General features: G+C 40.9%; 10 protein-coding genes and 1 pseudogene. 6 read left to right on the top strand and 5 right to left on the bottom strand.

What is annotated here, in order from left to right:
- Positions 1–286: 286 nt before the first annotated feature.
- Positions 287–2,554, top strand: coding sequence for a catalase/peroxidase HPI (gene katG, locus LOC50_RS01975; protein WP_069440126.1), 2,268 nt, complete (start codon positions 287–289; stop codon positions 2,552–2,554).
- Positions 2,555–2,615: 61 nt separating this feature from the next.
- Here the strand turns inward: katG and LOC50_RS01970 are convergent, their stop codons facing one another.
- A complete protein-coding gene (locus tag LOC50_RS01970) occupies positions 2,616–4,496 on the bottom strand; it encodes an MFS transporter (RefSeq protein ID WP_069440125.1) in 1,881 nt (626 codons plus the stop codon).
- 233 nt (positions 4,497–4,729) lie between these two features.
- On the opposite strand from LOC50_RS01970, the gene LOC50_RS01965 reads away from it, so the two are divergent.
- The 3 genes from LOC50_RS01965 (at position 4,730) to LOC50_RS01955 (ending at position 6,619) form a co-directional block, all read left to right on the top strand.
- Complete coding sequence (locus LOC50_RS01965) at positions 4,730–5,509, top strand: DUF2189 domain-containing protein (RefSeq protein WP_069440124.1); 780 nt, start codon at positions 4,730–4,732, stop codon at positions 5,507–5,509.
- A 172-nt stretch (positions 5,510–5,681) separates the two neighbouring features.
- Complete coding sequence (locus LOC50_RS01960; protein ID WP_036981396.1) at positions 5,682–6,101, top strand: CBS domain-containing protein; 420 nt, start codon at positions 5,682–5,684, stop codon at positions 6,099–6,101.
- Between the two features lie 155 nt (positions 6,102–6,256).
- Positions 6,257–6,619, top strand: a complete 363-nt coding sequence (locus LOC50_RS01955; RefSeq protein ID WP_069440123.1) for a DUF2237 family protein — start codon at positions 6,257–6,259, stop codon at positions 6,617–6,619.
- A gap of 33 nt (positions 6,620–6,652) precedes the next feature.
- On the opposite strand, the gene corA is transcribed toward LOC50_RS01955, so the two are convergent.
- Positions 6,653–7,609, bottom strand: a complete 957-nt coding sequence (gene corA, locus LOC50_RS01950; protein ID WP_016900502.1) for a magnesium/cobalt transporter CorA — start codon at positions 7,607–7,609, stop codon at positions 6,653–6,655.
- Positions 7,610–7,956: 347 nt separating this feature from the next.
- Between corA and dps the strand changes: the two genes are divergently transcribed.
- Together dps and LOC50_RS01940 are read left to right on the top strand one after the other, a co-directional pair.
- Positions 7,957–8,481, top strand: coding sequence for a DNA starvation/stationary phase protection protein Dps (gene dps, locus LOC50_RS01945; protein WP_036981392.1), 525 nt, complete (start codon positions 7,957–7,959; stop codon positions 8,479–8,481).
- Between the two features lie 186 nt (positions 8,482–8,667).
- Positions 8,668–10,410 (top strand): SulP family inorganic anion transporter, encoded by a 1,743-nt coding sequence (locus LOC50_RS01940; protein ID WP_069440122.1) that lies wholly within the window; start codon positions 8,668–8,670, stop codon positions 10,408–10,410.
- Between the two features lie 347 nt (positions 10,411–10,757).
- On the opposite strand, the pseudogene LOC50_RS17565 reads toward LOC50_RS01940, so the two are convergent.
- The 3 genes and pseudogenes from LOC50_RS17565 to gcvH form a co-directional block, all read right to left on the bottom strand.
- Positions 10,758–11,073 (bottom strand): annotated as a pseudogene (locus LOC50_RS17565) (IS4 family transposase); the annotation flags it as partial.
- Positions 11,074–12,063: 990 nt separating this feature from the next.
- Positions 12,064–14,955, bottom strand: a complete 2,892-nt coding sequence (gene gcvP / locus LOC50_RS01930) for an aminomethyl-transferring glycine dehydrogenase (RefSeq protein ID WP_069440121.1) — start codon at positions 14,953–14,955, stop codon at positions 12,064–12,066.
- Between the two features lie 151 nt (positions 14,956–15,106).
- Entirely contained in the window at positions 15,107–15,496 is a 390-nt protein-coding gene (gcvH, locus tag LOC50_RS01925; RefSeq protein ID WP_069440120.1) for a glycine cleavage system protein GcvH, read from the bottom strand.
- Between the last annotated feature and the right edge of the window lie 36 nt (positions 15,497–15,532).

The raw sequence follows: 15,532 nt of genomic DNA, 5'->3' as shown, positions 1-15,532 counted from the left end.
CGCTGGGCTTTTTTATGTCTGCCACTTTCAAAGCTCTTTAGTGATTTGTTTATTTAATCATTTAACTTTAATAAATCATTTTTATAGATTGTATCAATCAGTTTATTTCGCACACGGTTTTTAGCCCCTCTACTATACTATTCGCACTGCTTAGTCATTCAAGCTTGGTAAACAACAACTTGAATGGAGTAAAAGCTCACTAATTTTTAAATTATTAGATTCTATTTTTAATAATAGTAATACGCTTTGTATATAACGAAATTCGTTAACTTTAAGGAAGCTGACAATGAAAAACCGATCATTTACTAAAAAAGCACTTGTTGGATTTATAAGTATGGCACTTATGTCTGGCTCTGCTTTTAGCCAAGAAAAACCACAAATGTCTAAGCCACAAGGTGCTGTTGGCATGGGTGAGGCTAAAATGGGCGCAACCAGAACAAACCAATTTTGGTGGCCAGATCAACTAAACCTATCTCCTCTTCGTGATCATGATCTACGCTCAAACCCTTATGGTGCAGACTTTAATTATGCAGAGGCATTTAACAGCCTAGATTTAGACATAGTAAAAAGTGATATTGACGCCCTACTTACGCAATCTCAAGACTGGTGGCCAGCGGATTTTGGTAACTATGGCCCATTTTTTATTCGTATGACCTGGCACAGTGCAGGCACCTACCGTACGCTTGATGGCCGTGGTGGCGCAGGTGGTGGTCAACAACGTTTTGAACCGCTTAACAGCTGGCCAGACAACGTAAGCCTAGATAAAGCACGCCGCTTACTTTGGCCAATTAAACAAAAGTACGGAGAAGCACTTTCATGGTCAGACTTAATCGTATTAGCAGGTAACGTTGCTCTAGAAAACATGGGATTTGAAACCTATGGTTTTGCTGGTGGTCGTACTGACGACTGGGAACCAGACATGGTTTACTGGGGTCCAGAAGTAGAAATGCTTGCCAGCGACCGTGAAGATGCTAGCGGCAAATTAGAACGCCCATTAGGTGCAACTCACATGGGTTTAATTTATGTAAACCCAGAAGGGCCTAAAGGAGTACCTGATCCTATTGGTTCAGCTAAAAATATTCGTGTTGCGTTTTCTCGCATGGCCATGAACGATGAAGAAACCCTAGCACTTATCGCCGGTGGTCATACCTTTGGTAAAATGCATGGTGCGCACAAACCTAAAGACTGTGTAGGTGCAGAGCCTGCTGCAGCAGGTATTGAAGAGCAAGGGTTAGGCTGGAAAAACAAATGTGGTAAAGGCCACTCTGAAGATACCGTATCAAGTGGTTTAGAAGGCGCATGGACACAAGCACCTACTCGCTGGTCATCACTGTACTTGAGCAACCTGCTTAACTTTGAGTGGAAACAAACTCGCAGCCCTGCAGGCGCTATTCAGTGGATCCCAACAGATGAATCATTACATAAGTCAGTACCTGATGCGCACATCAAAGGTAAATTTAACCCACCGGTAATGACCACTGCCGACTTAGCGTTAAAATTTGATCCTGAATACCGCAAAATTGCTGAGCGCTTTTTAAACGACCCTAAAGAGTATCAACTGGCCTTTGCTAAAGCATGGTACAAATTGACTCACCGAGATATGGGGCCACCACGTAACTTTTTAGGTAAAGAAGTACCAAAAGAAGACTTAATTTGGCAAGATCCTATTTCAGCAGAGACTCAATCAAACATTGATGCTGGTGCAGTAAAAGAGCTTAAAACCGCTATTTTAGACTCGAACCTAAGTGTACCTGAGTTAGTACGTGTTGCATGGGCATCGGCTGCCAGTTACCGTGATTCAGATATGCGCGGCGGAGCCAATGGCGCACGCATTGCGCTTGCTCCACAAAAAGATTGGGCAGTAAATAACCCAGCAGAAACCGCAAAAGTACTCAAAGTATTAAAAGCAATTCAAGCTGACTTTAACGACAGCTTATTTAGCAAAAGCCATGTATCGCTTGCTGATTTAATTGTGCTTGGTGGTAATGCAGCGATTGAAAAAGCAGCCAAAGATGCAGGCTACTCAGTAAACGTGCCGTTTAATGCTGGCCGTGGCGATGCTACGCAAGCGCAAACTGACGTTAATGCATTTAACTTATTAGAGCTGCCAGCCGATGGTTTTAGAAACTACTTTGATGCAGAGAAAAGCTATAAATCGCCAACTGAAATGCTAATAGATAAAGCCGATCAGCTTGACCTAACCGTGCCAGAAATGACTGTATTAATCGGTGGCTTACGTTCGCTTGATGCAAACTACAAAGGCACTGATTACGGCGTATTTACTGACAAGCCAGGTACACTAAATAACGACTTCTTTGTTAATTTATTAGACATGTCGACGGTATGGAAAAAATCGTCTGATGCTGGCATTTACCAAGGCTTTGACCGTCAATCAGGTGAGCAAAAGTACACTGCTACTTCGGTTGATCTGATTTTTGGTTCAAATTCAGAACTACGTGCAGTTGCTGAGGTGTATGCTTTTGATACATCAAAACAAAAGTTTGTAGAAGACTTTGTTGCGGCATGGACTAAAGTAATGAACTTAGACCGTTAATTACCATTAAGTAATACAACCATAGCGCTGCAATTAATTGCAGCGCTTTTTTATTATTAAGCTATTTTAAAGCAACCACTCGCTCGCGCAAATCATCGGCATTAACCTTCTGTGCAGCCACCATTTCACCAATAGTCACACTGACCAACGACCACTTTGGTCTAGGCAATCGCCACTTCGTTTTTCGACTAAACATACTGCCCCATAGTCCATCTAAATGGACAGGAATAACAGGCACCGGTGTGCGCTGAATTATTTTTTCAATGCCACGGCGAAATACATCAACCTCGCCATCTCCACTGAGCTTGCCTTCAGGAAAAATTCCCACCAGCTCTCCACGCTCTAGTGCCTGAGCGATATCGTCAAAGGCTTTATTAAACGCCTTAGGATTTGCTTTTTCACTATCAATTGGAATGGCTTTGGCCATTTTAAACAACCAATTAAGTGCTGGTGAATAATAAATAGGGGCAAACACGACAAACCGAATTGGCCTAGGTGACGCGGCTAAAATAAACATCCAATCAACAAAGCTAACATGGTTACTCACCACCACGGCAGCCCCATCATCGGGCATATTAAGCGTTCCCTTAGTGCGTACTCGATACATGCAAATCGCTAAAATATAAATAATAAAACGTAAGAAAAACTCAGGCACTTTGCTATATATGTACAGCGATATCAGTAAATTAAGCCCTGCTAATAACAACAGTAATTGTGAAATCTCCCAGTGTAAAAGCGTTAGGGTAACAATACTTAAAACAGCGCTGCCAACCATAAACAACGCATTTAGCACATTATTAGCTGCAATTACTCGAGAACGGCTATCGGGGTGAGTACGCTGCTGAATGAGTGCATACAAAGGCACCGTATAAAACCCCGAGGCAATACCAATACCTGCCATCCAAACAAAATGCCAGAGCATATCGCCGGTATTAATTACTTGCTCAAGAGCAAGCTGCAACTCATTAACTAAACGATAAGATTCAATGCCAGGTTCTTGACTTAATAAATATAAAAATAAGGTAATTAACAGTGCACCAAAGGGCACTATACCCAACTCAATACGTGAGCGCGATAGCTTCTCACACAATAAAGATCCTAATGCAATACTCAACGAAAACACCACTAAAGCAGCCGTCACAACCAACTCATCGCCTCCCATTACATGTTTTACGTAATTAGGGAGCGCCGTTAATATCACCGCACCAATAAGCCAAAACCAGCTGATCCCTAATACTGACTTACCCACTGACTCGGTTTGTGCGTTAAGCGCATTAAATACACTTTTGGTCGAGGAAATAGGGTTAAGCGATACCTTTAAATTAGCATCATTCGCAGCACTTTTTGGTATAAAACGACTACTCAAATAACCAATAACCGCCAGGCTCACTATCGCGATACTGATATAAACAGGGCCTGCAGCTTGGGTTATATAATAAGTGCCAAATACCGTGCCCAATAAAATAGCCACAAAGGTGCCAGATTCAACTAACCCATTAGCTTTGGTTAATTCATGAGGAGCGACATGCTGCGGTAAAATTGAGTATTTTAATGGCCCAAAAAAAGTGCTTTGTAAACCCATTAAAAACACAGTACCTAACATTAACCAAACCTGCTCGGTTAAAATAGATACCACGCCCACCAGCATTATTGGAATTTCGCAAAACTTTACGATGCTGATTAGTTTTGATTTTTCCAACTTTTCTGCAATTTGCCCAGCCATGCCTGAAAATAGAAAAAACGGTAAAATAAATAATCCTGCCGCCAGATTAGAATAAAAGGCACCATCAGCTACCGTAGCAGCTTGAAAAATTAAAATAAGTAGGATTGATTGCTTATAAACATTGTCATTTAAAGCTGAGAAAAACTGCGTCACAAACAGAGGTAAAAACCGTTTACTACCCAGTAAAGCTCCTTGAAATTGTTGTTTATTTTCCTTCATTACGGTCTCTTAAAATTAGCTTCAGAACTTAGATTAGCACTGTGGAAAAGAAATACGAACCCACTTTTTAAGTACGTGCTCAAACATATATTTAAATAAACAAAATAGCTAACCCAACAAAAATGACTAACTAATGAACAATGCGACTAAATCAATCGTATAAGTTGTTTATGAGTTGTAAATAAAACATCTATGTTCTAAACCTAAAAGGTGACTAAAAAAGGAGCATCTTTATGCCAACTACAAACACAATAGACAAAGACACTAAATTCGCACGTTGTTTAGAGTGCAACAAAGTAAATACATTTGCCGCTTTTCATTGGCTTTCGTTAGCGTTTAAAGATATGGCGCGCGCGCCCATGTTGAGTTTAATTTACGGTTTAATCTTCACGCTTATTCCGGTAGCGATTGTTTACTCTATTGTACTTACCGACAGCCACTTAGCTATTTTACCTGCAACCGTTGCTTTTGCTTTGATCGGTCCGGTATTCGCCGTTGGCTTATACGATGTAGCCTGGGAACTAGAGAAAGGCCATAAACCTACATTAAGCCATTCATTAAAATCAATGTTTCGTAACCCTGTAGGTGAATGGGGTTTTGCGGTATTACTTATGGTAATTATGATTATTTGGATGCGCCTAGCTGCAATTGTACATGCATTGTACCCAAGCCATGTAAACCCCACCTTTGAAGAACTTTCTGCGTTTTTAACTATAGGCAGCATTATCGGTGGGATTTTGCTGGTCAGTGTGTTTTCAATTTCTGCATTTACGCCGCAAATTATGATGGAAAGACGCGTTGATATTATGACCGCAGTCGTTTCTTCAATCCACGCAGTTAAAGAAAACTTTGCAGCCATGGTAGTGTGGTCAATTTGTATATTTGTACTGGTAGCGCTTGGCTTTGCTGCAGGTGCCGCTGGATTTATTATTATTATGCCACTACTTAGTTACGCTAGTTGGCATGGATACATTGCTGTTATTAAAACAAAAACACCACGTGGTTATGAATAACATTTACCTGTAGTTTTATCACTTAATTAAATGCTTTTTGGCATTTAATTAAGTGTTGCCTCTTCTCCCTCAGTTTATAAAATCCGTAAAAACCTTGATCTCAATAAGGTGCAAAGCTTAAAAATAGCGCTAATATAAGCTGATACACTACAGATAATATAAAGGAATAAACATGAGTCAAAACGTTAAAGACTTAATGACACCGAACCCATTTTCAGTGAACGTAAAAAGCACTTTGCATGACGCACATAATTTAATGAAAGAAAAAAACGTTCGCCATATTCCTGTTATTGACGAAGACGGCGCATTTGTCGGTATGCTCACACAAAAAATAATGGTCGCCAAAGTCATGGGTATCATGGCAACATTTGGTGCTAATGCATTACAACGCAAAGAAAAACTCACAAAAGTAGAAGATATTATGGTGAGTGATTTTATAAGTGTAACCCCAGAGCAGCCGCTATCAGATGTGGTTAAGTTTTTTGTAGATAATCGCCACGGTTGCATGCCCGTTGTTAGCGAGCAAGGCCAGCTAGTAGGTATTTTAACGTCTTCTGATTTTGTACGTTTAGCTGCAGCACTGCTCTCGTAAATACTCTTCTTTAATGAAACTGTATTTAGCTTTGCCAAATACAGTTTTTACTCACTTAACAGATATAAAAATTAACAGCATAGATAGCTAAGTCACTAACAGCCTGTTATGGTAAACACCCTGCTTTTAATGGTTATTACAAGGTAAGTTTTCATATGGCTAATCAGTTAAATGTACTAGGAACTCGCTTACAACTTTGCTGTGGCAACGGTGGCTATACCCGTGAGGGATTTTGCTATGTACCAGATTCAGACTTTGGCAATCACAGTGTATGCGCCATTATGACCGACGAATTTTTGCAGTTTTCTAAGGCGCAAGGTAACGATTTAATTAGCCCTAATCCTTTGTATAATTTTGCGGGCTTAAAAGCTGGCGATAAGTGGTGCTTATGTGCGATTCGTTGGTATCATGCCATTGCTGCAAATGTTGCTCCTCTTGTTGTACTTGAAGCAACAAACCAAAAAGCGCTAGATATTATTCCCCTTGAAGTATTAAAAGCACATCAATATACCGGGTAATGATTTGAGCGCTCAGCTTGCAATATTAAAGTATTATAACCACCCTTTATGTTTAAAAAATAAATAAGGGGCAAAGCCCGACAGCAACATAATGCCAATTGCAAATGGATAACCCCATTCCCATTGTAGCTCAGGCATTATATTAAAATTCATACCATACACACTAGCCACTACTGTAGGCGGTAAGAAAACCACTGAGGCAATAGAAAAGGTTTTAATAATTTGATTTTGTTCAATATTAATAAAGCCTTGTGTTGAATCCATCAAAAAGTTCACCTTATCGAACAAAAAGGTACAGTGCGACATTAAAGTTTCTATATCGAGTACAATTTCTCGAAGAGATTCGCGCTCGTCATTTTGCGCGCCTATACGGCGTATTAAAAACGAAATATTGCGTCGCGTATCCATTAAACATAAACGCACCTTACCATTAGCATCTTCTAAGCGAGCTATGCGACCAACCGCCTCTTCTAAATCTGAGTTATCTTCTTCAAGTACATAAGCACTGAGCTTCTCTAATTGATGATGCATGTCTTCGAGCATATCCGCGTGGTTTTCAACTTTTTGATCAAATAAAGTGATTAATAATTGTTTTGCTGTATCGCATGCCACCTGACCTTTGCGCGCTCTTAAGCGCAGTAGTCTAAAATCAGCCAATTCCTCATCACGAATAGTAAGTAAGCAATTGTTTTGCAACAAACAAGCTACCGTTACAGTATTAAATCGCCCTTCATTAGGTGACATAAACAATGCATGCACATGTAAACCTTCATTATCGATAAAGCACCTAGACGACGTTTCAATCTCTTCTACATCTACCGAATCTGGAAAGGTTATATTGAGCGTTTTTGCAAGCGCATTTTGCTCCTGCGGTGTTGGATTAATAGTATCAATCCAATGTGCATTCTTTATGGATACTTCAACAGGGGTATCAGGTAAAGGCGCTAACTCTTTGATCACTCCTTGCTCGATGGAAAAAAACCTCAACATACACTTCTCCTTTAATGAATCTTTGGGTTGAGTATATGTAACAGGACATTAATCAACAATGATAATACCTTCATTATAACCACTATAAAGGGCACGCTATTCGCTAACACTTTAAAGTATTGCTGTTTTGCAGAATTTACAAAAAAGTGCATATTTTTCATACCCGTTAAGCTAAACACTCCTTAAAACTTTATTAAATAAAATTAAATCAATATATTTCAATTGGTTAAGTTAAAAGCTCAATCGGCATGCCCATTGCTTCGATAAATACAAGAGGTGTTCGTTATCGCAATTTAAATACTCACTAGAGTAAAGCGAGCACTATTTTTGAAATAGTAGGAGGAATCATGAGTAACAGTAATAATGCAAATAAAGTCGCTGAATTTACCGCTCCCGGTGTAAAAAACGAATCAGCAAATAAAGCAATATCTGTACTAGAAAATCGCATGGTAGCGCTAATTGATTTACAGCTAACTTTAAAACATATTCATTGGAATGTAGTAGGTCCAAACTTTATTGGCGTACATGAAATGCTAGACCCACAAGTAGAAACCGTCCGTGAAATGACTGACACCATAGCAGAACGTATTGCCACTTTAGGCGGCGTCCCAGTTGGCACACCAAAATCGATTGTTGAGCGTCGTACATGGGAAGATTACGCCATAGGTAAAGGCTTAGTAACTGAACACTTAGCCGCGTTAGACAAAGTATATAACGGCGTTAACAGTGATCACCGTAAAGCCATAGAATCACTTGCTGAGCTTGATCCGGTATCTGAAGATATGATCATTGCGCAACTTGCAGAGCTTGAGCAATATCAGTGGTTTGTTCGCGCCCACATAGAATCATCAACTGGTCAATTGAATAGCTAATTTTTAAAGCAGTCATTTTTACTTACAAAGCCCAGTAACTTGCTGGGCTTTTTTGTTTTTAAACTACATTCCTCTTATTAATACACTAGATCCCCCCCTATTTAGCGCATCTAACACGTTTAGTTACTATACTTATTATTAAAGAGAACTTACTATCTACTCCTAATTATTAGCAGGGAATTTGAAGTGTTGTCGCGTCTATATAGCTTTATGCCAGGTTTACACAGCTTATTTAATTATCAACGTCAATGGTTTGCTGATGATGTGAGGGCGGCATTATCGGTTGCAGCTGTTGCTTTACCTGTTGCTATAGCTTATGCGCAACTTACAGGCGTTAATGCTGCAGTTGGCCTGTATTCTTGCGTATTACCTATGATGCTTTATGCACTTTTTGGTACCTCTAAACAGCTTATTATTGGCCCTGATGCCGCAACATGTGCGGTTATTGCTGCAGTTGTTACTCCACTTGCTGCAGGCGATAGCTTTAAACATTGGCAATTAGTGATCACCATGACCGCAATGACCGGTTTTTGGTGCTTTATTGCCAGCCGCTTTAAGCTAGGTGTATTAGCCGACTTTTTATCTAAACCAATTTTAATGGGGTTACTAAACGGTGTGGCTATTACCATTATTGTTGGTCAGTTTTCTAAAGTATTTGGCTTTACCTTTGATGAGCGCTATTTGCTTGAGCGTTTAGGTGGCGTTCCTACGTATTTATCGCAAACTCATATTCCCACCTTATTAATGGCTTTATTTACCCTCGGCGTTTACTTTGTGTTAAAGCGCTTAAAACCTACATGGCCAGCCTCTATGTTTGCCATTGCACTAGGTGCGGTATTCGTTTGGTTTTTTAATTTAGAGCAATTTGAAATAAAAACCATAGGCACAGTAACTGGTGGTTTGCCCGTGTTTAACCCCCCAGTATTTGACGTGGGTATTATTCGAGAACTTGTTGTACCGGCACTCAACTTAGCCATAGTTAGCTTTGTCAGCATGATGCTAACAGCGCGAAGCTTTGCAGCAAAGAATGGCTACGACATCGATGCCGATAAAGAATTTAGAGCCTTGGGCATCGCTAATTTAGCGTCAGCATTATCACAAGGCTTTGCCGTTAGTGGTGCCGACTCACGCACAGCCGTAAACGACGACTCTGGCGGAAAAACCCAATTAGTTTCGATTATAGCTGCCGCTATTATTGGTGTTATCGCTCTTTTTTTAACGGCGCCGCTTGAGTTTATTCCCAGTGCTTCACTCGGGATTGTATTAATAATTGCCTCTGTTCACCTGCTTGATTTAAAGGCAGTCTGGCAATTAAAATTTAAAGATAAGCAGGCATTTTACTTAGCCTCAGCCACACTTTTTGCTGTGCTGTTTATTGGTGTTATACCAGGAATTACCCTTGCTGTATTACTAGGGTTATTTCAATTTATTCGAACTGTTATGCGCCCATCAGACACCATTTTAGGTGTGGATATAAAAGGCGTAGTAAGAAGCTTAGACGAAACAGATAAAGCCAAAGCAGTACAAGGGGTTTTTATATATCGTTTTAATTCTCCTTTAACCTATTTTAATGCCAGTTATTTTAAACGCCGCTTGTTAGAGCAATATGCAAGACAAAAAGACGACACGCAATGTGTCATTATTGATGCTGTGCCCTGCTTCACTCATCTTGATTTAAGCGTTATGGCCATGCTCGCAGACCTAGATGTGATATTTAAAAAACGAGGTATTCGATTAGAGCTAGCGGGAAGAAAACGCCAGCTACTTTCTTGGTTTAAAACCGCTGGTATCGCCTCAGGTAAAGACGGTATTTATATTCATTCAGACTTATACATTGCCTTACAAAAAAACAGCGTCAGCCAGCATGTCGACGAGGTTACGATGTTTCAATCGCAAAACTCCGAAGAGATAAATGCAGGTAATAATTAGGGTTATTATTTTTCCTCAACGACACTAGATGAGTCATTTATTGTGAATGACTCTTTGATTTCGATAAAAACAATAAAGTGTTCAAGCATTTTAATAAATCAACACTTAATAATAAGCGTAGCCTTATTACCTTTTCTTGCTACATACTAAACCTTAAAAATACAAACAATAGCCAGATGCAAATATCATACAGCGCAGTAAATACATAGTTTAGTTATAAATAAACATCAACAAAAAAGCCGTTATTAGAAAATAACAACTCTCGTTTAAGAACGAGTGGTGTTTTTTCGTTTATATCTAACCGGATATTTTTGTGTCTTTGCCAGCACCGCTCGCGGATAAGCTTATCGCTTTCTTTTCTCCCGTAATATTAGCCGTTTACCGTTTTCACGTAGTTCTTTTAGCTTTTTAGGGATTGTCCCTGGGCTTTCGACCTGAACACCATAAAAACTCGTCTTGTATGAGATATAATACGTTAATAAAACTGATGCGTAATGGCTCAACTTTATGGGCTTTAGCCATCTCTGCCATTTCAAGTCTCACGATATTATATGATGTCAGAATACCCAAGAGCTCTTGATAAATACCTTCCTATTTCAAGCTCTGTAATGCTGGTTTATTTGATAGCTGATACTGCTTGAGCTCACCATAGCCTCGCTCTATTTCCCCTTTAGGTGTCGGAATTTGAATTTCACTTTGGGTAATGGGGCCAAACGCTGGATCGGATATTAAATGCGTTCTTGTCAACATCAAGGTCACAGCAAGTACTGAGGGGAAGTTTGTTGTCGATTGAGCATAGCCAAAATGACGGTTGCTCGGTGTATCTTGAGTTTTAAATTGTGTACCGACAGTGCAGATCACTGACAACCCTTGTAAAAACTTACAAGCTGTAATGTTAATACATAGGGCGGTAAAGTAGTTAGAGCGACAAACCAAGAGGTAAATTACAGCATTGATGACGTATTAGGTACTAATTTTAGCAACGTTTTAACTGATAAACTTTGGATTTAGCCAAAACCAAACACCAACCTCACGTTTAACCCCCACCCCCGTCATCACGCCTTGAAAATAAGCAACTGATGAGTAATATCGCGCATGGATGCGCGATAAGGCGAAACTAGGCCATGGATGGCCTATCTTTGCCGTTTACGTTCACATCAATTAATTATTCGTGATGCTCGGGTGCGCTGGGAGGTGACGAATAACCGAAGCGCAGCTTCGCAATATGAAGAAGTGGAGGCATGGATGCCGACAGTAACCCAGCTTCAGGGATGAATTACTTACAGCAGAATCAATTTGAAAATCGCCCCCTCTTTGACTGCTGTCGCCTGCGCGACAAAACCTTGAATAAGGTTCTAAATTCTATAAGAACGAAACGCACTAACGCTATCGCGTGGCAAAAATCTAAAACACTAATCGTGTTTACGCCCGCGCGCCAGTAAGCTGTGCGCCTACAATAAATAACACATACCCTTGGCTTTTGAGCAAATAAGCATATTTGTGATTTGTTAGGCTTCGCTTTACTTAACCCATCTTTATACAATTAACGTTAATCACCTCACACAAAAAAGCCGTTGCATTGCTGCAACGGCTTTTATAATTTTGATAAATCCCACTCTACAGTGGAACTTACTACCCATTAAAGTTCAAAAGTTAATCGCGGTATGTCTCAATCGGAGGACATGCACATACTAAATTACGGTCGCCGTATACGTCATCTATACGCGTAACCGTTGGCCAGAACTTATCTTTAGCAACTGCTGGTACTGGGAAGGCAGCGTAAAAACGGTCATACGCGCGGTCCCATTCATTACCTAACACATCAGCTTGAGTGTGCGGTGCAAATACCAATGGGTTGTTTTCGATAGACCATTCACCTGAAATGATTTTATCAATTTCACCTTTAATCGATACCATAGCTTCGATAAAGCGGTCAATCTCGCCCTTAGACTCAGACTCAGTTGGCTCAATCATTAATGTGCCCGCTACTGGGAACGACATCGTTGGTGAGTGGAAACCGTAATCTTGTAAGCGCTTAGCAACGTCCATTTCAGTAATGCCTGAGGCTTCTTTTAATGGACGTAGGTCAATAATACATTCGTGGGCAACACGGTTGTTACGGCCACGGTATAAAATTGGGAAGTGCTTGCTAAGCTCATTACTTAGGTAGTTAGCATTTACAATCGCCATTTCTGTCGCTTGTTTTAAGCCCTCAGAGCCCATCATGGCAATGTAAGCCCATGAAATAGGTAAAATAGAGGCAGAGCCATAAGGCGCTGCCGATACTGCGCCGTTACCAGCATTAGTACCTGGTACGTTAATTACGCTGTGGTTTGGCATAAATGGCGCAAGGTGCGATTTAACACCAATTGGACCAACACCTGGGCCACCGCCACCGTGTGGAATACAGAAGGTTTTATGTAAGTTTAAGTGCGATACATCTGAGCCAATAAAGCCTGGGCTAGTAACACCTACTTGCGCGTTCATGTTTGCGCCATCCATGTAAACTTGGCCACCGTGCTGGTGAACAATTTCACATAACTCACGAATCGTTTCTTCGTATACACCGTGTGTAGATGGGTACGTTACCATGGCACATGATAGGTTTTCGGACACCTCAGCAGCTTTGGTTTTTAAGTCTTCCATGTCGATGTTGCCGTGTTTATCACAGTTAACAACTACAATTTTCATGCTGGCCATTTGTGCCGACGCTGGATTAGTACCGTGCGCAGAACTTGGGATTAAACATACGTTACGGTGCGCATCCCCTCGTGACTCGTGGTATTTACGAATGGCGATTAGGCCTGCGTATTCACCTTGTGCACCTGAGTTTGGTTGCAATGAAACCGCATCGTAACCGGTAATGTTAACTAGCCAATCGTGTAGCTCGTTAATCATTATTTGGTAACCTTCTGCTTGGTCTAGCGGGCAGAATGGGTGAAGGTTTGCAAATTCAGGCCAGGTAATTGGGATCATTTCAGCGGTCGCGTTGAGTTTCATAGTACATGAACCTAACGAGATCATAGAGTGATTAAGCGCTAAATCTTTGTTTTCAAGACGCTTAATATAACGAAGCATGTCTGTTTCGCTGTGGTAGCTGTTAAAGTTTGGATGCGTTAGGATTTCATCATCACGCACTAGGCTTGCAGGAATAGAGTCACTGCCATTTGCTTCAACATCCGCAGCAATTGCATCTACGCTTAGGCCGTGGCCTTCGCCTAAAATAATATCAAATAACTCGGCAATGTCTGCACGTGTTGTGGTTTCTGATACTGAAATTGAGTACTCACCCGCATGGTTAGCAGCAAAGTTAACACCTTTAGCTACAGCACGCGCAATCACGTCGGCTTTGTTTTCATCAACAACAGTTAATGTATCAAACCAGGTAGTGTGCTTAAGTGCGACGCCTTTTGCTTTTAAGCCAGTTGCTAAAATATCAGCAAAACGGTGAATGCGTTGTGCAATGGTTTTTAGGCCTTGAGGGCCATGGTATACCGCGTAAAATGCCGCCATGTTCGCTAGTAATACTTGCGCAGTACAAATATTTGAGTTTGCTTTGTCGCGACGAATGTGTTGCTCACGGGTTTGCATTGCCATACGCAGTGCATCGTTACCTAAACGGTCTTTTGATACACCAATAATACGCCCTGGTAATGAACGTTTGTATGCATCACGTGTTGCAAAAAATGCAGCATGTGGACCACCGTAACCCATTGGCACACCAAAACGCTGTGCTGAACCAAGTACGACATCTGCGCCTAATTTACCTGGTGCTTTTAATAGTAGTAAGCTCATGATATCGGCTGCCACACAGGCAATCGCTTTTTTGCTTTGTACGCCAGCAATTAGGTCTGTTATATCAACAATTTCGCCTGATGTTGACGGGTATTGAAATAACGCACCAAAAATGTCGTGGTTCACGGCATCAGCGGCTTTACCTACAATAATTTCAAAACCAAATTGCTCTGCACGGGTGCTCACTACGTCAATGGTTTGCGTGTGTACGTCGTCGGCAATAAAGAACGCATTGGCTTTTTTAGCTTTTGATACACGTTTTGCAAGACCCATTGCCTCAGCTGCAGCAGTTGATTCGTCAAGCAGTGAAGCACTTGCTAAATCTAGGCCGGTAATGTCTAAGGTCATAGTCTGGAAATTTAATAGTGACTCTAAACGCCCTTGTGCAATCTCTGGCTGATACGGTGTGTACGCTGTGTACCAACCCGGGTTTTCAAGTACGTTACGTAAAATTACGTGCGGTACGTGAGTTGGGTGGTAGCCTTGGCCAATATACGATTTGAAAACTTTATTTTTGCTTGCTATTGATTTTAAGTAGCTTAGTGTTTCAACTTCGGTACGGCTTTCGCCGATATTAAGACCTTGCTCAAGACGAATACCAGCAGGTACAGTTTGACCGATCAGCTCTTCAACGCTCGATACTTCAAGAGCGCTAAGCATGTCGTTTACTTGCGCTGGGCTTGGCCCAATATGGCGGCGAATAAAATCTTGCTTTTGCTCTAATTGTTCAAGAGATTTGGCGTTTGACATGTGTCCAGATTCCTATGATCCTAAATACTAATGGGTAACTAGTATTGATTAAAATATGTAGTGATTTGGCAACTTACTGAGTATGGTAATAAGCTGTAAAATCATAAAAGCCCCAATGTTTTAAATAAAGGGGCTTTTAACTAATTAACGATTACTCTTCGTCAATAGTGTGTGCGTAGCCTTCTGCGTCGAGCAAGTTATCAACTTCAGATTCGTCAGATGCTTTAATGCGGAATAACCAACCGTCGCCGTAAGCGTCGTTGTTTACTGTTTCAGGCGCATCTTCTAGCTCTTCGTTAATAGCAACAACTTCACCGCTAATTGGTGCGTAAATGTCTGACGCCGCTTTTACTGACTCTGCTACTGCACAGTCTTCGCCTGCATCGACTACGTCGCCTACTTCTGGTAATTCAACAAATACCATGTCGCCAAGCAGCTCTTGGGCGTGCTCAGAAATACCAACAGTGTAAGTGCCGTCACCTTCATTACGAACCCACTCGTGTGAAGGTGCGTATTTTAACTCGCTAGGGATATTGCTCATTTTGTTTCATCCTTTGGTTTAGATTGGGTGAATACC

Source organism: Pseudoalteromonas sp. SCSIO 43095, from assembly GCF_023650455.1.
In the GTDB taxonomy this organism is placed as follows: domain Bacteria; phylum Pseudomonadota; class Gammaproteobacteria; order Enterobacterales; family Alteromonadaceae; genus Pseudoalteromonas; species Pseudoalteromonas tetraodonis.
This window is presented reverse-complemented; position numbering and strand designations above follow the sequence as displayed.